Genomic DNA, 18,073 nt, shown 5'->3' on the forward strand with positions numbered 1-18,073 from the left:
GCGGGCCGTGTCTCGACATCGGAGTGTCACTTCGAGACGGAGGTTGTGGGATGACTCAGGCGTTGGTGCGGGACGAGGCGGCGATCCGGGAGACGTTCGCGGAGCACGAGGAGGGCATGCGGCTGCGCGATCCGGCGCGGATCGTGGCGCGGTACGCGCCGGAGGTGGTGACGGCGACGCTGGCGCCGCCGTTGCGGCACACCGGGGCTGACGCGCGTGACGTGGAGGCGTTGGCGGGGTGGATGGCCGGGTTCGAGGGGCCGATCACGCTGGAGTACCGGGATCTGGAGGTCGTGGTGTCCGGTGACGTGGCGTTCGCGCACGGGCTGGCGCGGCTGGCGGCGGTGCCGGTGGGTTATCCGGAGGGGTTCTCGATGTGGATGCGCACGACCGTGGGGTTGCGGCGGCGTGAGGGGCGGTGGCTGGTCACGCATTCGCACGACTCGGTGCCGTTCCACATGGACGGGTCGTTCCTGGCGGCGACGGATCTGCTGCCGTGAGGTGTGCCGAGGCCCGGCCCGTGCAGGGGGTCGGGCCGGACCTCGGCGTTCTTGCGGCGGATCCCGCGTGGTCTAGGCGGCGAGCGGTGCACGGCGGGACTGGCCGGGGGCGGGAGAGGTCGTCCCCGCCTGCCCGGCTGTCGCGTGCAGAGCTTCGTGTCGCGTGGTGACGCTCTTCATGAACGCTCCTTGTTCCGCTTGCAGGGAGTGGTCGCTCCGGCGTTACAGGGGCGCCGGGGTGATCACCGTGGAACAACCCGACCATCGTCGATGACCGGGTGTGGTGATCGTATTGCTCTCGGTGCACGTGTCCGGCCACTCCCAGAGTGCGAGACCGATTCATGAATTGGGCTCGTGCGCTGGTCAGGCCGCCCGGAATCGGCCGTGTCCCGAGGTAAAAGAGCAGCTCAAAGGCTGTGGAAACATCAAGGAAACGGCGCGTTCCGGGCACGCCTTCGGACTAGCGCGCTGGTGCTTTCGGCTCAGTCCTGCCGGAGGGGTCTTGTTTACAGTTAACTACTCTGCGTGAGAGCTGAGTCACAGATTCACAGGCCCAGACGGGTGACGGCGTTGTCTTCGAGGGGGTTCGCGGTGCGGATGTAGCGGTGCACCGTGCGCGGGTTCGTCCACCGGCCCTGACGCATGATCTCCCGGTCGCTCGCCCCGCCCAGCGCCGCCTGGGTCGCGAAACCGGCCCGCAGCGAGTGCCCGCCGAACAGCGCCGGGTCCAGGCCCGCCCGCACCGCGTACCGCTTCACGAGCTCCGCGACGGCGCGTCCGGACATCGCCTTGCCGCTGATGCCGCCGTGCCGGTTGATGATCGGGAACACCGCGCCGTGCCGTCCGGTCTGCTGGTAGCCGTGGCAGCGGTGCAGGGCGGTCTCGGTGATCTCCCTGCCGTCGAGCACGTCGGCCCAGTCCGCGAACGCGCACACCGGGCACGTCGGGCGCCTGCTGCCGCGCGGCAGCACCACGGACTGCTGGTGCTTGCCCGTCTGGTCGGTCTTCGTGGTGCCGAGCCGGATCAGCAGCAGCGGTTCGTGGGTGCGCGGGTCGACGTCGACCGTGACGTCCTCGAACTCGATGGCGGCCAGTTCGCTGCGCCTCAGTGCTCCGGCGAAGCCGACGAGCAGCAGCAGGGAGTCCCTCGCCCGCGCGGGGCCGTCCTGCGGGCGTTCGGCGAGCAGTGCTTCGAGCGTGTCGAGCAGGACGGGGCGTTTGCGGCGTGGCTGTGTTTTGCGCGTGCGGCGGATACCGCGCAGTGTCAGGCGCACGACGTCACTGCGCGTCGGGCTGGGCAGGCCGTTCGCGGCATGTACGGCGGAGATCGCGGCGGACTTGCGTTCGAGCGTGGAGGCGCCGAACGCGGGCGTGCCGTCGGGTTTGACCGTGTCCGCGGCGACCGCGAGGTACACCGCGACGTCGAGCGGGTCGGCCGGCAGCGCCTGGCGGCCCTCGGCCTGGCACCAGCCGGCCCACGCGATCCAGTCCGACCGGTAGGCGCGCACGGTGTTGGGGGACTGGGCGCTGCGCAGGTAGCCGCTCAGCGACGCGGCCTGCTCGTCGTCGAACCTCTCGCGCACGCTCGCCAGCGCGGCGACGTCGATCAGCACCGAGTGCGAGACCCTGACCAGGGCGTGCTGGACGGGTTCGGGCAGGCTCACACCCGAGATGGTAGCCCTCTGATCAACTCCACCACCTCGTGCGGCGTGAACTCCAGCCCGCTGACGCCGACGCTCACCTCGAAGCTGCAGCGGCGCGGATCCGGGTTCGACCGGGCGTAGAGGAACAGCCTGATCCCGGTCTCCTCGGTGAGGTTGAGGGCGGCCTTCTGCGCGTCGTGCCGGGACATCGGCAGGTGGACGTGGAACAGGGGAGTGGCGGGCACGTCCGGGGTGGTGCGGGCGAAGCCGTCGGCGTTGATCGCCTCGGCGATCGCCTGCGCGTGCCGTGTGAACTCGGCCATGCGCGGCAGGTTCGCGTCCATGCCGATCAGCGCGATCGCCGCGAGCGACCAGGCGTCCGCGATCGCGCCGCCCATCCGCCGCCGCCACACCGAGGCCTGCCCGATCGTGTCGGCATCGCCGGCGAGCACCGCGCCGCGCACCCCTTCGAGTCCTTTGTAGAGCGACACGTACACCGTGTCGAACAGGGCGCCGATCTCGGCGAACGTGGCGTCGTAGCCGGTCTGCGCCTCCCACAGCCGCGCGCCGTCGCAGTGCGCGGCCGCACCGTGCTCCCTGGCCCACCTCGCCTGGGCCGCGAGGTCCTCGAAGGCGGGCAGGACGCCACCGATGTCGCGTTGCGGCAGCTCGAACACCACCGCGGCAAGCGGTTCGTGCACGGCCTGCAGATCATCGAGGCCGAACAGCTCGTTGCGGTCGCCGAGGGGGTGGAACCTCAGGCCGTGCAGCGCGTTGTAGCCCTGGTTCTCCCACACGTGCAGGTGCGTCTGCGGATGCCCGGCGAACGCGTGGCGGCCCGTGCGTTCGGCGTGCACCCGCAACGCCACCTGCTGCGCCATCGTCCCCGACGGGAAGAACAACGCCTGTGGTTTGCCGAGCAGGCCCGCGACCCGTTCCTCCAGTTCCCGCACCGGATCCTCCGGGCGGGTCTGCGGTGTGACGTGCTCGGCGAGCCTGCGCGCGAGCTCGTAGGGCGACTTGCGCGGACCACTGTGCTGCGACAGAGAACGGCGGATGTCCATGCCACCGAGACTAGCTATTGCAAGTTAGTGGCAATAGGGCCGTTCGCCGTGGTCAGGCCGCGTTCTCCAGGCGTGCGTCGAGCTCCGCCTCGTCCGTCACGAACCACAGCTGCCGGCCCCGGTTCGACTCGTGGACGAAGTCGCGCAACGCCGTGCTCGCCGCCACCTGCTCGCTGATGTCGCCGACCACCGCCACCCGGAACCCGTACTGCTGCAACTTCTGCACCACCGCGCCCGCCACCCGCGTGCGCAGGACGAAGAAGTCCTCCGGCAACCGGTCGACCGGCAGCACCAGCCACTGCACGTCCTGACCCCACAACGTGCCGATCAAATCCACAGCGGACTGCTCGTCGGCGATCTTGGGACCGTCCGGGGCGCACATCAGGACCGTCGCGCCGTGGCGCGTCCGCACAACATCAGGCATGGCACCGGAACCTAATCGCCGCGCCCGCCTCCTGTCGCGCCGAATTCCCGCGCGTGGGGTGATCACCGGTTGGTAGGGTCCGGGGCACGCGATCGGCCAGAGGAGGTGAGTCCCATCAACGCGGTCAACCCAGATGGGCGCTTCCTCCTCGTTGTGGCCTGACGCGCGTCTCACGCGTCGCCACGGGAGCGCCTCAGTCCCGAAAGGCTTCTGCGATGCGTTTCAGCTCGACCTCCACCTCGCCCGAGGGCACCACCGAACGCGACTTCGTCCACGACGGCGTCCCCGGCGTCCTGTGGACCCCACCCGGCGACCCCGTCGGCCTCGTGCTCAGCGCCCACGGCGGCGGCCAGCACAAACGAGCACCCGGCATCGTCGCCCGCGCACACCGCTGCACCGCCGCCGGACTCGCGGTCGTCACCCTCGACGCACCCGCCCACGGGGACCGCGCCCGCACCGCCACCGACGACCGGTTCTCCGCCGAGATCCGCGCCCGCATCACCTCCGGCGGCGACGCTTCTCCGCTCGTCGCCGAGTACAACGCTCTGCAGGCGGCCCGTGCGATCCCGGAGTGGCAGTCCGTGCTCGACGCCCTGCCCGGTACCGGCGGCCGCGTCGGGTTCTGGGGCGTGTCGATGGGCAGCGCCATCGGCATCCCGCTCGTCGCCGCCGAACCCCGCGTTGACGCCGCCGTGTTCGGTCTGATCGGCGCCACCGATGCCCTGGTGGCGGCTGCGGCGGCGATCACCGTTCCGGTGCGGTTCCTGCTGCAGTGGGACGACCGGCTCGTCCCGCGCGACGCCGGGCTCGCGCTGTTCGACGCCTTCGCCGCGCCCCGCAGGTCGTTGCACGCCAACCCCGGCGGGCACGGCGACGTGCCGGACGACGAGATCAGCAGCGCCGTCGCGTTCCTCGCCCGCTGACGCGACGCAGGGCCCGCAGCGCCGTCACCCGCTTGCCTCGGTGACACCCGCTGGCGGGCGCCCCGAAAATGCCGGGCGTCCGCCGGTCGGCCTTGAGTAGCGTCGCGCCCCATGCGTGATCTCGCGGCGTTGCCCAAGGCCCATCTGCACGTGCACCTCGAAAGCACCGTGCGCGCGGACACCCTCGCGGAACTCGCCGACCATCACGGCATCGACGTGCCCGCCGCTCAGGCGGGCGCGTTCGACGGGTTCGCGCAGTTCGCCGCGCACAACGGAGCAGTGCGGGACTGCCTGCGGCGAGCCGAGGACTTCCACCGGATCGCGTACGAGTTCTGCGCCGAGGAAGCAGCGCAGGGGACCCGGTACGCCGAGGTCACGTTCACCGCGGCAGCGCACGGAGAACGGCTCGGTGATCCGGACATGCCGCTCGTGGCGGTGTTGTCCGGGCTCGCCGCAGGACAGGCCGCCCACGGCATCGAATGCCGTGTGATCGTGGACCACCCCAGAAAGCGATCGGTCACGCGGTTCGAGGACTCACTGCGACTCGCCCGCGCACACGAGCAGGTCGTCGCGATCGGCATGGCCGGAGCGGAGAACCACCCGCTCACCCCGTTCACCGACGTGTTCCGCGCCGCCCGCGACGCCGGAGTCGGCCTCGTGCACCACGCGGGAGAGATCTGCGGAGCGCACAGCGTCGCCGAAGCCGTGACAGTCGGGCTCGCCGACCGCATCGGACACGGGTTCCGCGCACTCGACGACCCGGAGGTCGTCGCACTGCTGCGCGACCGCGCCGTGCCGCTCGAAGCATGCCCGTCGTCCAACGTCGCACTGGGACTGGTCGAATCCGTCTCCTCTCATCCACTACCACTGCTGATCGACGCCGGCCTGACCGTCACGCTCAGCACCGACATCCCCGCCTCCACCGGCACCACGCTCACCGACGAGTACCGGCTGCTGCGCGAGCACCTCGGCTTCGACGACGACACCCTCGCGCGCCTGGCCACCAACGCCGTCGACGCCTCCTTCGCACCCGCCGGCACGAAGACCCTGCTGCGTCAGGACATCGCGGCCTGGCGGGCAGGCTCGAAGCACACCAGCCCGTGCCGTGACGCCAGCAACGCCACCAGCTCCAGCACCTGACGCTGCCCCGGCCACACCACGTGCACGATCACCGCGTCCACCCCCACCGTCAGCGCCTCGTCCCACGACACGGGCGAGGCGGGATCCGGCGAGGTCTGCCTCAACTCCCGCACGAACGCCGCCACCGCGGGTTCGAACGCACCCAGCGGCGAGGCCCGCAACTCCGCGTACCGGGCCGCCGCCTCCGGGAACGACGCAGGACCAGGAGCCCGCCACACCACCACGTCGACCGGCACCTCGACTGGCACGTCCATCACGCCACCTTCCCGAACAACGCACCCAACCGCGGAATCCGCGCGGAGATCTCCGCCGGATCAGCGAAGTCCCACGACTCACCAGCAGGATCCGGAGACGCGAGCAACTCCAGCCCCCGCGAGGCCAGCACCGCCTCCAGATCGCCGTCGAACGCCTCTGCCGCCACGTAGTCGAGGCCCTCCCAGTCCGGCCAGTCCTCGTCGGCCCACGCGTGCACACCGCCACGCGACGCCAGCAACCACACGTGCGGCAACGCGGCCAACGCGTCCGGCGACGAGGCCACCGCCTCGAACACCGCCCGCCCCTGACCCACCAGCCACGCCTGGAAGTAGAAGAACCCGTCGTCCGAACACAGCCCGCCGCAGATCAGATCCGCCGCGTGCCAGTGCGCCCACGTGTCCACCCGGCGACGCACCTCGTCAAGCCGCACCGCGAACTCCACCACCTCGCCGGCAGGCAGCGCGGCCAGCGCGGCGGTCAGCCGCTCCAGCCGATCGTCCTGGTCGGACGCCTCCGCAGCGGAGGACTCCACCAGGCCCCAGAACGCGTTCAGGTCCATGCCTCAGACGCTAGCGAGGGGGTCTGACAATTTTGGACGCCTCGGTATCGCCGCAGTTCACGGGCGCAGTGGTGGTGCCATCGGCGGCCAGCGCACGGGTGCGGGCAGGCGAGAGGCGGAGGAGAAGAAGGAGCGGTGGGGGCCGGGGCGATCGGGCGGGTGGGAGGTGAAGCGGGGAGGGCGGCGAGTGCGGCGGGGTTCGGCTGTGTGGGAGCGAGATGGGGTGCGACAGAGGGCTGCCGGGAGGGAGGGACAAATCGGTTGCGGGGAGGCCTGGGAGGGGTGAGGTACCGGGCTTGAGCGGGCGAACGGACACCCAGGGCGCCGAACCACCTACCCCGCTGCCTTCCCGAACAACGCCCACAAACGCGGGATCCGCCGCGCGATGTCCGCCGGGTCCTCGACCTCCACGACCTCACCACCCGGCGTCACGTCGAAGGCCCGCCGCTGCCCCCGCCCGTCGAGGTACGAGTCCAACTCGCCGCCGTGCACCACCTCGAACGCGTCGTCCGCGACCCGGTACAGCGACTCCCACTCCGGCCAGTCCTCATCCGCCCACTCGTCCACCGGCCCCAGCGCCGCGAGCCGACGCACCCACGCCACCTCGGCCAACGCGTCCGGAGACTCCGCCACCGCCGAGAACACCGCCCTGCCCTGACCGATCAGCCACGCCTGGAAGTAGAAGAACGAGTCCATCCCGCACAGCCCGGAACAGATCAGCGTAGCCGCCTGCCAGTGCGCCCACGTGTCGACCCGCGCCCGCTGCGCGTCGAGCAGCACCGTGAAGTCGGCGATCTCACCTGCCGGCAGCAGGGCGAGGCGCCCGGACAGCCACGCGCGGCGTTGGTCCAGGTCAGGAGCACCGGACACGGCGTTGTCGACCAGCTTCCAGAAGCCCCCTGCGTCCATGGGCACACGCTAGCGGCCGGGTCTGACAGTTATTGGCGCGAACGATTCGCGCGGCCTGACTATCCTTGAGCCCAAATGGACACCCCGCACGCTGAACTGCACAAACGCCTGCCCGAGCTCATGCCGCGTGATCAACGCCGGCTCGCCAGGCGCCTCGACGGCGCACGCAAGGTCAAGGACCCTCTGGCGCGCAAGAAGATCACCGAGGAGATCGCCGCCCAGATCGACGAGGCCGCGCTCAAGGTCGCGCTGCGCAGGGAGTCCGTTCCCAAGATCAGCTATCCGCAAGAGCTGCCGGTCAGCCAGCGCAAGGACGACATCAAAGAGCTGATCGCGAACCACCAGGTCGTGATCGTCGCCGGCGAGACGGGGTCGGGCAAGACCACGCAGCTGCCGAAGATCTGCCTGGAGCTCGGGCGGGGCATCACCGGTCAGATCGGGCACACCCAGCCGCGCAGGATCGCCGCGCGCACGGTCGCGGAGCGTGTCGCGGAGGAGCTCGGCACCAAGCTGGGTGACACGATCGGGTACAAGGTTCGGTTCACCGACCAGTCCGGTGACGACACGCTGGTCAAGCTCATGACCGACGGCATCCTGCTCGCCGAGATCCAGACCGACCGCACCCTCAGCCGCTACGACACGATCATCATCGACGAGGCCCACGAACGCAGCCTCAACGTCGACTTCCTGCTCGGCTACCTCAAGCAGCTGCTGCCGCGCCGTCCCGACCTCAAGGTCGTCATCACCTCGGCGACGATCGACCCGCAGCGGTTCAGCCAGCACTTCGAGAACGCCCCGGTCATCGAGGTCTCCGGCCGCACCTACCCCGTCGAGACCCGCTACCGGCCGCTGGACGAGGACGACGACCAGACCCAGGGCATCATCAACGCCGTCCGCGAACTGCAGGCCGAGGGGCCCGGCGACGTCCTCGTGTTCCTGTCCGGTGAACGCGAGATCCGTGACACCGCCGACGCCCTCAAGGCCGAGGACCTGAAAAACACCGAGATCCTCCCGCTCTACGCGCGGCTGTCCGTGGGTGAGCAGCACCGGGTGTTCCAGCGGCACACCGGGCGGCGGATCGTGCTCGCGACCAACGTCGCCGAGACCAGCCTCACCGTGCCCGGCATCAAGTACGTCGTCGACCCCGGCAACGCGCGCATCTCCCGCTACAGTCACCGCCTCAAGGTCCAGCGCCTGCCGATCGAACCCATCAGCCAGGCGTCGGCGAACCAGCGCAAGGGCCGGTGCGGCCGTGTCAGCGAAGGCATCTGCGTCCGGCTGTACTCCGAGGAGGACTTCGAGGCGCGCCCGGAGTTCACCGACGCGGAGATCCTGCGCACCAACCTCGCCAGCGTCATCCTGCAGATGACCAACATCGGTCTCGGTGACGTAGCGCGGTTCCCGTTCATCGACCCGCCCGACAGCCGCAACATCAACGACGGCATCGGCCTGCTGCAGGAGCTCGGCGCCATCAACGCCGCCGAGAAGACCCTCACCGCGACCGGCCGCAAGCTCGCCGCGCTGCCCGTCGACCCGCGCCTTGGCCGCATGGTGCTCGAAGCCGACTCCACCGGCTGCCTGCGAGAGGTCATGATCATCGCCGCGGCGCTGTCCATCCAGGACCCCCGCGAACGCCCTGCCGACCAGCAGGAGGCCGCGACCCAGCAGCACGCGAGGTTCGTGGACAAGGAATCCGACTTCGTCACGTTCCTCAACCTGTGGGCGTACCTCAAGGAGCAGCAGAAGGAGCTGTCCGGCAACCAGTTCCGCAAGCGCTGCAAGGCCGAGTTCCTCAACTACCTGCGCGTGCGCGAGTGGCAGGACATCTACCTGCAGCTGCGTCAGGTCGCCAAGCAGATCGGCATGCACGTCAACGAGCAGCCCGGCGAGCCGCGCAACATCCACATCGCGCTGCTGTCCGGCCTGCTCAGCCACATCGGCGTCAAGGACGTCCTCAAGAAGCAGGCGCCGGGCGAGAAGCGCCGCCCGATGACGGAGTTCCTCGGCGCCCGCAACGCCAAGTTCGCGATCTTCCCCGGCTCGGCGCTGGCGAAGAAGCCACCGCAGTGGGTGATGGCCGCCGAACTGGTCGAGACCAGCCGCCTGTGGGGGCGCATCGCCGCCAAGATCGAACCCGAGTGGGCCGAACGCCTCGGTGAGCACGTCGTCAAACGCCAGTACTCCGAACCGCACTGGGAGACCAAGCGCGGATCCGTCGTGGCGTTGGAGAAGGTGACGCTGTACGGGGTGCCGATCGTCGCCGGCCGCAAGGTCAGCTACGGCCGCATCGACCCCGAACTGTCCCGTGAGCTGTTCATCCGCCACGCCCTGGTGCAGGGGGAGTGGACCACGCACCACCGGTTCTTCCACACCAACCGCGCGCTGCTCGACGAGGTCGGCGAGCTGGAGAACCGGGCGCGACGGCGTGACATCGTGGTGGACGAGGAGACCCTGTTCGACTTCTACGACAAGCGCGTCGCCGCCGAGGTCGTCTCGGCGCGGCACTTCGACTCGTGGTGGAAGAAGCAGAAGGACAAGAACCAGCTCACCTTCACCAAGGAGATGCTGGTCAACGAACGCGCCGACGTCACCCCGGACGCGTACCCGGACCAGTGGCGCCAGGGCGAGCTGACGTTGCCGCTGAGCTACCACTTCGAGCCCGGCACGAAGAACGACGGCGTCACCGTCCAGCTGCCGCTGCCCGCGCTCACCACGCTGGACGACGACGCGTTCTCCTGGCAGATCCCCGGCCTGCGCCACGACCTCGTCGTCGCCCTGATCCGGTCGCTGCCCAAGCAGATCCGCCGCAACTTCGTGCCCGTCCCCGACGTCGCCACCGCCGTGCTGGCCCGCATCAAGCCCGGTGAGACCAGCCTGCTCGGCGGTGTGGAACGCGAGCTCAAGGCGCTGACCGGGGTGACCGTGCACCGCGAGGACTGGCAGTTCGACTCCGTCCCGGACCACCTCAAGCTCACGTTCCAGGTCGTCGACGAGCACAACCGCACCCTGGCCGAGGGCAAGGACATCGCGGTGCTCAAGGAGAAGCTGCGCGACGAGGTCCGCGAGTCGCTGTCGCAGGCGGCCGGGCACCTCGAACGCACCGGGCTGACCACCTGGGACCTCGACGTGCTGCCCCGCACCATCGAGCAACGGCAGTCCGGCATCACCGTCACCGCCTACCCGTCGCTGGTCGACCGCGGTGAGAGCGTCGCGATCAAGGTCCTCGACACCCCCGGCCGGCAGGCCTACGCCCACCGCCGCGGCGTGCGCAGACTCCTGCTGCTCGGCGTCAACTCACCCGTCAAGCACCTGCAGCGCCACCTCGACAACGCCGCCAAACTCGCGTTGACCCGCAACCCGCACGGCGGCGTCGCCGCGTTGCTGGCGGACTGCATCATGGCCGCCGTCGACCGGCTCATGGGCGACCCCGCCTGGGACGCCAAGGGCTACGCCGCGCAGCTCAAGAAGGTCCAGGCCGCGCTCAACGACACCACGTGGGTCGTCGTGCAGGAGGTCCGCAAGATCCTCGAAGCCGCCCACCGCGCCGAACTGGCACTGGCCGGCCTCAAGGGCGCCCCGGACTCCGCCGCCGACATCCGCGCGCACCTCAACTCGCTGGTGTACAAGGGTTTCGTGACGCACACCGGCTACGACCGGCTCCCCGACCTCGTGCGCTACCTCAACGGCGTCACCCGTCGCGTCGAGAAGCTGCCCGAGAACCCGCGCCGCGACCTCGACTGGACCAACCAGGTCCACCAGGTCCACGCCGAGTACCGGGAACTGCGCGCCCAGACCCCCGCCGACGAGCCCGCTCCCGAGCTCGACGAGATCCGCTGGATGATCGAGGAACTGCGCCTGTCCTACTTCGCCCAGACCATCAAGACCCGCTACACGATCAGCGACAAGCGCATCTACAAAGCGCTCGACGCCGTGCCCCTGTGAGCCGCTACCGTGGAACATGCGCTTTCCCGGGGATTCCACGTGGGCGGTGTCGAGCGGCGACGGTGACACGTTCGCCCTCTACGTCCGCGACGCACTCGGCATCCGCACTCCCACCGCCGACTCGATCCCGCGCCTGACCCCGCCGGTCCCGCGGGTGCACGACGTGTACGTGCCCGAGACGTTCGGGTCGGCGTGGGACCGGTGGTGGAGCCAGTCCTACGCCTCGCGCGGCGCGCAGCACGTGCCCAGCCGCTGGCCGGTCGGCCTGCCGGGTGAGGTCCGGGCCGCCTACGAGGGCTGGCGTCCCCACATCCCCGACGTCGCCCCGAGGACCAGGGAGAACTTCTCCGCGGTGCTGCGGGAGGTCGTCACGCAGCTCACCGAGGAGATCGGGCGCGAACCGGTCTTCTCGCTGAGCCTCATCGCGATCCCCGTCGAGGGTCAGTTCTGGCGGCGTGTCGGCTCGGACTCGGTGCTGCTCTCCGAGGAGCTCATGGCCTCACCGCACCTCATCGCGCCGCTGGAGTCAGTGATCCGCGACCTCGTGAAGTAGTGCCTCACCCGTGCGGTACAACTGCACCAGCAAAGGCTTGAGCAGCAACCCCTTCTCTGTCACCGCGTAGGTGGTGCGCGTCGGGAAGCCGGGGGAGCGGGTGCACGACACCAACCCCTGCGCCACCAACGACTCCAGCCGCTCCGTGAGCACCTTCGCGCTCAACGACGGCAACCCCGCCCGCAACGTCGTGAACGACCGTGGCCCGTGCATGAGGTCCCGCAGCACCAGCGTCGCCCACCGGCCGCTGATCGCCGCCAGCGCCACCTCCACCGGGCACTCGGCGGACGGGCGGTCCCACGTCACCGTTTGGTGACCCACGGAAGCGAACGCGACGCTGTCGGCATGCATCCCGCCAGTGTCGCCCACACCTTCGCCGCCGCGTTCAACGCGGGCGACCCCGCCGCCGTCGACGCCGTCTACGAACCCGGCGCCCTGTTCGTCCCACAGCCCGGCACCACCGTCACCGGCGCCGCCCGCCGTGACGCCAACCAGCGGTTCCTCGGCCTGGGCCTGCCGATCGACGTGCGGCCCCGGCACGTCTACGAACACGACGGCATCGCGCTGCTGATCGTCGACTGGAGCATCGGCGACGTGCACGGCACCGCCACCGACGTCGCACGCAGGGGCGCGGACGGCCGGTGGCGGTACGTGATCGACAACCCGTTCGGCGTCAGTCAGGCGGCTCCAGGGCACCGGTCATGATCGCCACCGCGTCCGACATCGACACCGACCCCGGATCCACCACCGCCCTGCGGCGGCCCAGGCGCTGGATGTGGATGCGGTCGGCGACCTCGAACACGTGCGGCATGTTGTGGCTGATCAGGATCACCGGCAGGCCCTTGTCGCGGACCTGCAGGATCAGGTCCAGCACCGCACGGGACTCCCGCACACCCAGCGCCGCGGTCGGCTCGTCCATGATCACCACCCGGCTGCCGAACGCCGCCGCCCGCGCCACCGCGACCGCCTGCCGCTGCCCGCCCGACAACGTCTCCACGGCCTGGCCGGGGTTCTGGATCGTCATGATCCCCAGCGCGTCGAGCTGACGCCGTGCCTCCTCCCGCATGCCGGCGCGGTCGAGCATCCGGAACACCGAACCGAGCACGCCGGGGCGGCGTCGTTCGCGGCCCAGGAACAGGTTCGCCGCGATGTCCAGCGACGGGGCGACCGCCAGCGACTGGTGCACCGTCTCGATCCCCGCCCGCCGCGCGTCCAGCGGAGTCGGGAACGACACCGGTTCGCCGTCGAGGAAGATCTCGCCCTCGTCCGGCACCACCGCCCCCGACAGGGCCTTGATCAGCGACGACTTGCCCGCGCCGTTGTCGCCGATCACCGCGAGGATCTCGCCCGGCAACAGCTCCAGGTCCGACCCCGCCAGCGCCGTCACCCTGCCGTAGCGCTTGACCAGGCCCGTCGCCTGCAGGATCGGGGTGGTCATGCCTTCACCTTCCTGATCCACTGGTCCAGCGACACCGCCACGATGATCAGCACACCGACCGCCATCGTCTGCCACAGCACGTCCACGCCCGCGAGCGCGAGGCCGTTGCGGAACACGCCGACGATCAACGCGCCGATCAGCGACCCCACCACCGCGCCGCGGCCGCCGAACAGCGACGTCCCGCCGATCACCACCGCCGTGATCGAGTCCAGGTTGTCGGTCTGCCCCGCCTGCGGGCTCGCCGACGCGATCCGGCCGATCAACGTCCACGCCGCCACCGCGTAGATCAACCCCGCCGTCGCGTACACGGACAGCAGCACCCGCGCCGTGCGGATACCGGACAGGCGTGAGGCCTCCAGATCGTCACCCGTGGAGTAGACGTGCCGACCCCACGCGGTGTTCTTCAGCACGAACGCCATCACCGCCACCAGCAGCACCAGCATGATCGAGCCGTAGGTGATCCGGGTGCCGCCGACGGTGAACGTCTGCCCCGTGAACAGCAGCAACGACGGCATGTCCGTGCCGCGGATCGTGGCGCTGCCCGAGTACCAGAGGTTCAGGGCGAAGAACACGTTGAGCGTGCCCAGCGTGACGATGAACGGCGGCAGCTTCAGCCGCGTCACCAGCAGGCCGTTGAGCAGCCCGCACAGCGTGCCGACCAGGAACCCGAGCAGCAGCGCCGGAAGACCGGGCAGGCCGGTCTCCGCCGCGACCTTCGCCATCACGATCGACGTGAGCACCATGATCGCCCCGCACGACAGGTCGATGCCCGCCGTCAGGATCACGATCGTCTGCCCCACCGCGAGCGTGCCGACCACCGCGACCTGCTGCAGGACCAGCGAGATGTTGCCCGGCGTCAGGAACCGGTCCGACAGCAGCGCGAACACCACCACCGACACCAGCAGCACCACCGCCGGGCCGATCGTGGCCTGCGCGTGCAGCAGGTGCTGCACGCGCGTGAGCACGGAACGATCCCGTTCCTCCACCACCGTCATGGCCTAGCCCCAGCAGTTCTGCAGGCCGAACGCCGAGTCCTTCGACTCCACGCCGTCGGCGGGCTGGTCGGTGATCAGCGTGACCCCGGTGTCGGTGTTCTGCGGCTTGGAGCCGTCCTTCGCGAACTTCGCCACCGCCTCCACACCGAGCTGCGCCATCTTCAGCGGGTACTGCTGCGACGTCGCCCCGATCACCCCTGCCTTGACGTTGTTCACACCGGGACAGCCGCCGTCGACCGACACGATCACGACGTCCTTCTCCTTGCCCGCCGCCTTCAACGCCTCGTAGGCGCCCGCCGCGGCCGGTTCGTTGATCGTGTAGACCAGGTTGATCCCGGGGTCCTTCTGCAGCAGGTTCTCCATCGCCGTCCGCCCACCCGAGGGGTCACCGTCGGTGACGTCGTGTCCCACGATCCGGGGATCGGACTCGTCACCGATGCGGGTCTTGTCCTTCACGTCGACACCGAAGCCCTCCAGGAACCCCTGGTCGCGCTGCACGTCCACCGACACCTGGTTCGGGTTGAGGTCCAGCAACGCGATCCTGGCCTGCTTGCCGTCCTTCGCGAACTTCGCCTTCGCCCACTGGCCGATCAGCAGACCGGCCTTGTAGTTGTCGGTCGCGAATGTCGCGTCGGCGGCGTTCGCCGGTTCCAGCTGCGTGTCCAGCGCGATGACCAGCAGTCCCGCCGCCCGCGCCTTGTCCACCGACGGCACGATCGCCTTCGAGTCGCTCGGCGTGATCAGGATGCCCTTCGCGCCCGACGCGATCAGGTTCTCGATCGCGTCGACCTGCGTCTGGTTGTCGCCGTCCTGCTTGCCCGCGAACGACTGCACCGTCACCCCCGCCGAGCCCGACGCCTGCTGCGCGCCCTCCTTCATCTTCACGAAGAACGGGTTCGTGTCCGTCTTCGTCACGAGCCCCACCAGCGTCGACCCGCCGCCGGACGAGCCACCACCCCCGCACGCGGTGAGCACGAGCAACGCCGCCGCGCCGACAACCCCGACCGTTCTGCGCATGACCACTCCTACGTCAACGTTGACGCAACCAGCCTCTCTGCTGTATCACCGTGAGTAACGGCAAGGCGGCTACGCGTGATATCGATCGGGTATACCGTTCGCGTCAACGTTGACGCAAGAGTCCAAGGGACGTGGGCATGGAGCCATCAGGCAGACGCGAACCCACGATGCGCGACGTCGCCGCGCTGGCGAAGGTCAGCACCAAGACCGTGTCCCGCGTGATCAACGGCCTGCCCGGCGCCGGAGCCGAGGTCACCCGGCGCGTCCGCGACGCCGCCCGCACCCTGGGCTACCGGCCCAACCTCACCGCCAGCAGCCTGCGCCGCTCCGACCGCCGCAGCGCCACCATCGGCGTGCTGTTCGAAGACCTCTCCAACCCCTTCGACGCCGCCCTGCTGCGCGCCGTCGAGGACCGGGCCCGCCACCGCGGCGTCCTCGTGCTCGCCGGCAGCAACGAGGACGACCACGCCCTGCAGAGCGAGCTGCTCGTGTCGCTGTCCGCGCGCCGCGTCGACGGCGTCGTCGTCATGGCCGCCGGCGGCCACCAGGACGCCCTGCAGCACGAACGCGCCCGCGGCACCCCGATGGTGCTCGTCGACCGGCCACCCACCTTCGGCGGCACCGACTGCGTCACCACCACCAACCGCGCGAGCTCCCGCGACGCCGTGACGCACCTCGCCGCCCTCGGCCACCGCGACATCGCGTTCCTCGGCGACCGCCGCACCCTGTGGACCAGCCAGGAGCGCTACACCGGCTACCTCGAAGGCCTCGCCCACGCCGGCGTGGCCCTGCGCGGCGAACTCGTGCGCACCGACCTGCACGGCGAGAGCCTCGCCGCCGCGGCCACCGCCGCGCTGCTCGACCTCGCCCGGCCGCCCACCGCGTTGTTCACCGCCCAGAACCTCGTCACCGCCGGAGCGTTGCGCGTGCTGCGCGAGCGCGGCCTGCACCACCGGGTCGCGCTCATCGGGTTCGACGACTTTCCGCTGGCCGACATGCTCGACCCCGGCATCTCCGTCGTGCGCCAGGACGTCCCCGGCATCGGCCGCAAGGCCGCCGACCTCGTCCTGGCCCGCATCGACGGCGACACCTCACCGCCCGTGCACGCCGTCGTCCCCGCGGCCCTCGTGCACCGCGGGTCCGGCGAGATCACGCCTGGCTGACCGACACGATCGCGTCGATCACCTGCGGGCCCGAGTTGAGCACCGGGTCGTTGTGGTCCGCGCCGTCGATCTCGATCAGCCGCGCCCGTGCCGCCGTCGCCACCTCACGGCTCTGCGCGGGCGGCACCACCGAGTCCGCCGTCCCCAGCAGCACCACGGCCGGAACGTCCACAGCGGACACCCGTTCGAGCACCGGGTACTTGTCCTGCAACAGCATCCGCACCGGCAGCCACGGGTAGTGGTGCGACCCGACCGCCGCCAGCGACGCGAACGGTGACCGCAGCACCAGGCCCTTCGGCGCCCGGTAGGTCGCGAGCTCCGCCGCCACCGCCGCGCCCAGCGACTCACCGAAGTACACGACCGGCCCGTCGATCAGGTCCAGCGCCGCCCGCGCGTCGTAGGTCAGGCCCTCCTCCGACGGCTTGCCGGGGTTGCCGCCGTAACCGCGGTAGTCGAACAGCAGCACCGACAACCCGCGCGCGGTCAGGCCCTGGGCCAGCGACAGCCGGCCCGACCGGTTGCCGGCGTTGCCGGGGAACACGATGACCGTCGCGAGCGCGTCCGGGAGCTCGAAGTGCCAGCCGTCGAGCATCAGGCCGTCCGCCGTCACCAGCCGGACGTCACGGCCGCCGGGCATCGCCTCGTCCGCGGAGGGCAGCGGACCGGGTTCGGGGAAGTACACGAGCTTGCGCTGGAAGGTGAAGACCACGGCGACGATGGTGACAACCACCGCCAGCGCGATCAACACCGCCCTCCGCATCAGCGCTCAGAGCGTGCGCGAGAACAGCGCCAGCAGCTCCGTCCAGTGACGCTCCGCCGCCCCCGCGTCGTACGCGGCGGTGTCGGCCTGCGTGTAGCCGTGGTGCGCGCCCTCGTAGACCTCGCAGCGGTGCGTCACGCCCGCCTCGGTCAGCGCCTGCTCCAGCCGTGAGATCTGCTCGGGCGGCATCGCGGCGTCCTGGTCGGCGTGCGCGAAGTACAGCTCCGCGGTGACCTTGCCGGCCAGCAGGTGCGGGCTGTCGTCCGCCTCCGACGCCAGGTTGGCGCCGTGGAAGCCCGCCGCGGCCGCCACCCGGTCCGGGTAGGTGCCCGCCGTGCGCAACGCCAGACCGGCACCCATGCAGTAGCCCGTGATGCCCACCGGCCCGTCCGCCGTGAACGGCGAGCCGGCCAGGAAACGCAGGTAGGCGTCAGCGTCGCTCATCAGCCCCTCCGGCGTCAGCGACCGCAGCATCGGCATGATCTTCTCGAACAGCGCCGGGCGCGACGACGGGTCGATGAACTCCGGCAGGTCGACCACCGGAGCGCGGCCCGCGCGGTAGAAGACGTTGGGCACCAACACCACGTACCCCGCCTCGGCGAGGCGGTCGGCCATCTTCTCCAGGTGCGGGCGCAGGCCGAAGGCGTCCATGTAGAACAGGACCGCCGGGAACGGGCCGTCGCCGTCGGGACGCGCCAGGTAGGCGTCGGCGATGCCGTCCTCGGTGGTCACGTCCACGGTCGTGCCGGGCATGAAGAGGTTCCTTCCAGGTTGAGCGAGCGCCTGCG

19 protein-coding genes are annotated in these 18,073 nt (G+C 70.3%); 7 read left to right on the forward strand and 12 right to left on the reverse strand.

Annotated features, from left to right (window positions below):
• The first annotated feature begins 50 nt into the window (after positions 1 to 50).
• Complete coding sequence (locus ACFWN2_RS04835) at positions 51 to 500, forward strand: YybH family protein (RefSeq protein WP_382424932.1); 450 nt, start codon at positions 51 to 53, stop codon at positions 498 to 500.
• Positions 501 to 1,045: 545 nt separating this feature from the next.
• Here ACFWN2_RS04835 and ACFWN2_RS04840 read toward each other — a convergent pair.
• From ACFWN2_RS04840 to ACFWN2_RS04850, 3 genes are read right to left on the reverse strand one after another with little or no spacing between them, the layout of a single operon-like run.
• The gene (locus ACFWN2_RS04840) at positions 1,046 to 2,164 is read right to left on the reverse strand and encodes a site-specific integrase (protein ID WP_382424933.1); all 1,119 of its coding nucleotides are present in this window, start codon (positions 2,162 to 2,164) and stop codon (positions 1,046 to 1,048) included.
• On the reverse strand, positions 2,161 to 3,207 hold the full coding sequence (locus tag ACFWN2_RS04845; protein ID WP_382424934.1) for a threonine aldolase family protein: 1,047 nt from the start codon (positions 3,205 to 3,207) through the stop codon (positions 2,161 to 2,163). Before ACFWN2_RS04845 ends, ACFWN2_RS04840 begins: the two co-directional genes overlap by 4 nt.
• Positions 3,208 to 3,259: 52 nt before the next feature.
• Positions 3,260 to 3,631, reverse strand: coding sequence for a DUF4180 domain-containing protein (locus ACFWN2_RS04850; protein WP_382424935.1), 372 nt, complete (start codon positions 3,629 to 3,631; stop codon positions 3,260 to 3,262).
• Positions 3,632 to 3,846: 215 nt separating this feature from the next.
• Here ACFWN2_RS04850 and ACFWN2_RS04855 point away from each other — a divergent pair, with 215 nt between their 5' ends.
• Both ACFWN2_RS04855 and add read left to right on the forward strand, forming a co-directional pair.
• Complete coding sequence (locus ACFWN2_RS04855) at positions 3,847 to 4,554, forward strand: alpha/beta hydrolase (protein ID WP_382424936.1); 708 nt, start codon at positions 3,847 to 3,849, stop codon at positions 4,552 to 4,554.
• Between the two features lie 111 nt (positions 4,555 to 4,665).
• Positions 4,666 to 5,694, forward strand: coding sequence for an adenosine deaminase (add, locus tag ACFWN2_RS04860; RefSeq protein WP_382424937.1), 1,029 nt, complete (start codon positions 4,666 to 4,668; stop codon positions 5,692 to 5,694).
• Here add and ACFWN2_RS04865 read toward each other — a convergent pair.
• From ACFWN2_RS04865 to ACFWN2_RS04875, 3 genes are all read right to left on the reverse strand, one after another.
• On the reverse strand, positions 5,610 to 5,948 hold the full coding sequence (locus tag ACFWN2_RS04865; RefSeq protein WP_382424938.1) for a hypothetical protein: 339 nt from the start codon (positions 5,946 to 5,948) through the stop codon (positions 5,610 to 5,612). The two genes, add and ACFWN2_RS04865, sit on opposite strands and share 85 nt — an antisense overlap.
• Entirely contained in the window at positions 5,948 to 6,508 is a 561-nt protein-coding gene (locus ACFWN2_RS04870) for a DUF4240 domain-containing protein (RefSeq protein ID WP_382424939.1), read from the reverse strand. Before ACFWN2_RS04870 ends, ACFWN2_RS04865 begins: the two co-directional genes overlap by 1 nt.
• Before the next feature lie 333 nt (positions 6,509 to 6,841).
• Complete coding sequence (locus ACFWN2_RS04875; protein ID WP_382424940.1) at positions 6,842 to 7,417, reverse strand: DUF4240 domain-containing protein; 576 nt, start codon at positions 7,415 to 7,417, stop codon at positions 6,842 to 6,844.
• Positions 7,418 to 7,492: 75 nt separating this feature from the next.
• On the opposite strand from ACFWN2_RS04875, the gene hrpA reads away from it, so the two are divergent.
• Together hrpA and ACFWN2_RS04885 are read left to right on the forward strand one after the other, a co-directional pair.
• Positions 7,493 to 11,359: an ATP-dependent RNA helicase HrpA gene (gene hrpA / locus ACFWN2_RS04880; protein WP_382424941.1), complete on the forward strand. Its 3,867-nt coding sequence runs from the start codon at positions 7,493 to 7,495 to the stop codon at positions 11,357 to 11,359.
• 16 nt (positions 11,360 to 11,375) lie between these two features.
• The gene (locus ACFWN2_RS04885; RefSeq protein ID WP_382424942.1) at positions 11,376 to 11,912 is read left to right on the forward strand and encodes a hypothetical protein; all 537 of its coding nucleotides are present in this window, start codon (positions 11,376 to 11,378) and stop codon (positions 11,910 to 11,912) included.
• Here the strand turns inward: ACFWN2_RS04885 and ACFWN2_RS04890 are convergent.
• Positions 11,886 to 12,263: a winged helix-turn-helix transcriptional regulator gene (locus ACFWN2_RS04890; RefSeq protein ID WP_382424943.1), complete on the reverse strand. Its 378-nt coding sequence runs from the start codon at positions 12,261 to 12,263 to the stop codon at positions 11,886 to 11,888. The two genes, ACFWN2_RS04885 and ACFWN2_RS04890, sit on opposite strands and share 27 nt — an antisense overlap.
• Here ACFWN2_RS04890 and ACFWN2_RS04895 point away from each other — a divergent pair.
• Entirely contained in the window at positions 12,258 to 12,617 is a 360-nt protein-coding gene (locus ACFWN2_RS04895; RefSeq protein ID WP_382424944.1) for a YybH family protein, read from the forward strand. The two genes, ACFWN2_RS04890 and ACFWN2_RS04895, sit on opposite strands and share 6 nt — an antisense overlap.
• On the opposite strand, the gene ACFWN2_RS04900 is transcribed toward ACFWN2_RS04895, so the two are convergent.
• The 3 genes from ACFWN2_RS04900 to ACFWN2_RS04910 are packed head-to-tail and all read right to left on the reverse strand — an operon-like array spanning position 12,586 to position 15,362.
• Positions 12,586 to 13,350, reverse strand: a complete 765-nt coding sequence (locus tag ACFWN2_RS04900) for an ATP-binding cassette domain-containing protein (RefSeq protein WP_382424945.1) — start codon at positions 13,348 to 13,350, stop codon at positions 12,586 to 12,588. The genes ACFWN2_RS04895 and ACFWN2_RS04900 overlap by 32 nt on opposite strands.
• Complete coding sequence (locus tag ACFWN2_RS04905) at positions 13,347 to 14,345, reverse strand: ABC transporter permease (protein WP_382424946.1); 999 nt, start codon at positions 14,343 to 14,345, stop codon at positions 13,347 to 13,349. The genes ACFWN2_RS04900 and ACFWN2_RS04905 overlap by 4 nt, the downstream gene beginning before the upstream one ends.
• Before the next feature lie 3 nt (positions 14,346 to 14,348).
• A complete protein-coding gene (locus tag ACFWN2_RS04910) occupies positions 14,349 to 15,362 on the reverse strand; it encodes a sugar ABC transporter substrate-binding protein (RefSeq protein ID WP_382424947.1) in 1,014 nt (337 codons plus the stop codon).
• Between the two features lie 137 nt (positions 15,363 to 15,499).
• On the opposite strand from ACFWN2_RS04910, the gene ACFWN2_RS04915 reads away from it, so the two are divergent.
• Positions 15,500 to 16,525, forward strand: a complete 1,026-nt coding sequence (locus tag ACFWN2_RS04915; RefSeq protein WP_382424948.1) for a LacI family DNA-binding transcriptional regulator — start codon at positions 15,500 to 15,502, stop codon at positions 16,523 to 16,525.
• Here ACFWN2_RS04915 and ACFWN2_RS04920 read toward each other — a convergent pair.
• Complete coding sequence (locus tag ACFWN2_RS04920) at positions 16,512 to 17,285, reverse strand: alpha/beta hydrolase (RefSeq protein WP_382424949.1); 774 nt, start codon at positions 17,283 to 17,285, stop codon at positions 16,512 to 16,514. The genes ACFWN2_RS04915 and ACFWN2_RS04920 overlap by 14 nt on opposite strands.
• Positions 17,286 to 17,291: 6 nt before the next feature.
• Positions 17,292 to 18,038, reverse strand: coding sequence for a dienelactone hydrolase family protein (locus tag ACFWN2_RS04925; protein WP_382424950.1), 747 nt, complete (start codon positions 18,036 to 18,038; stop codon positions 17,292 to 17,294).
• Positions 18,039 to 18,073 lie beyond the last annotated feature (35 nt).

Origin of the sequence: Lentzea sp. NPDC058436, assembly GCF_042721515.1 — a bacterium.
In the GTDB taxonomy this organism is placed as follows: Bacteria; Actinomycetota; Actinomycetes; order Mycobacteriales; family Pseudonocardiaceae; genus Lentzea.

Coding starts and splice junctions, on each gene's coding strand:
- ACFWN2_RS04905 (WP_382424946.1), bottom strand. CDS start 14,345: ATGACGGTGGTGGAGGAACGGGATCGTTCCGTGCTCACGCGCGTGCAG.
- hrpA (WP_382424941.1), top strand. CDS start 7,493: ATGGACACCCCGCACGCTGAACTGCACAAACGCCTGCCCGAGCTCATG.
- ACFWN2_RS04915 (WP_382424948.1), top strand. CDS start 15,500: ATGGAGCCATCAGGCAGACGCGAACCCACGATGCGCGACGTCGCCGCG.
- ACFWN2_RS04870 (WP_382424939.1), bottom strand. CDS start 6,508: ATGGACCTGAACGCGTTCTGGGGCCTGGTGGAGTCCTCCGCTGCGGAG.
- ACFWN2_RS04920 (WP_382424949.1), bottom strand. CDS start 17,285: ATGCGGAGGGCGGTGTTGATCGCGCTGGCGGTGGTTGTCACCATCGTC.
- ACFWN2_RS04835 (WP_382424932.1), top strand. CDS start 51: ATGACTCAGGCGTTGGTGCGGGACGAGGCGGCGATCCGGGAGACGTTC.
- ACFWN2_RS04855 (WP_382424936.1), top strand. CDS start 3,847: ATGCGTTTCAGCTCGACCTCCACCTCGCCCGAGGGCACCACCGAACGC.
- ACFWN2_RS04850 (WP_382424935.1), bottom strand. CDS start 3,631: ATGCCTGATGTTGTGCGGACGCGCCACGGCGCGACGGTCCTGATGTGC.
- ACFWN2_RS04845 (WP_382424934.1), bottom strand. CDS start 3,207: ATGGACATCCGCCGTTCTCTGTCGCAGCACAGTGGTCCGCGCAAGTCG.
- ACFWN2_RS04895 (WP_382424944.1), top strand. CDS start 12,258: ATGCATCCCGCCAGTGTCGCCCACACCTTCGCCGCCGCGTTCAACGCG.
- ACFWN2_RS04875 (WP_382424940.1), bottom strand. CDS start 7,417: ATGGACGCAGGGGGCTTCTGGAAGCTGGTCGACAACGCCGTGTCCGGT.
- ACFWN2_RS04900 (WP_382424945.1), bottom strand. CDS start 13,350: ATGACCACCCCGATCCTGCAGGCGACGGGCCTGGTCAAGCGCTACGGC.
- ACFWN2_RS04890 (WP_382424943.1), bottom strand. CDS start 12,263: ATGCATGCCGACAGCGTCGCGTTCGCTTCCGTGGGTCACCAAACGGTG.
- ACFWN2_RS04910 (WP_382424947.1), bottom strand. CDS start 15,362: ATGCGCAGAACGGTCGGGGTTGTCGGCGCGGCGGCGTTGCTCGTGCTC.
- add (WP_382424937.1), top strand. CDS start 4,666: ATGCGTGATCTCGCGGCGTTGCCCAAGGCCCATCTGCACGTGCACCTC.
- ACFWN2_RS04865 (WP_382424938.1), bottom strand. CDS start 5,948: ATGGACGTGCCAGTCGAGGTGCCGGTCGACGTGGTGGTGTGGCGGGCT.
- ACFWN2_RS04885 (WP_382424942.1), top strand. CDS start 11,376: ATGCGCTTTCCCGGGGATTCCACGTGGGCGGTGTCGAGCGGCGACGGT.
- ACFWN2_RS04925 (WP_382424950.1), bottom strand. CDS start 18,038: ATGCCCGGCACGACCGTGGACGTGACCACCGAGGACGGCATCGCCGAC.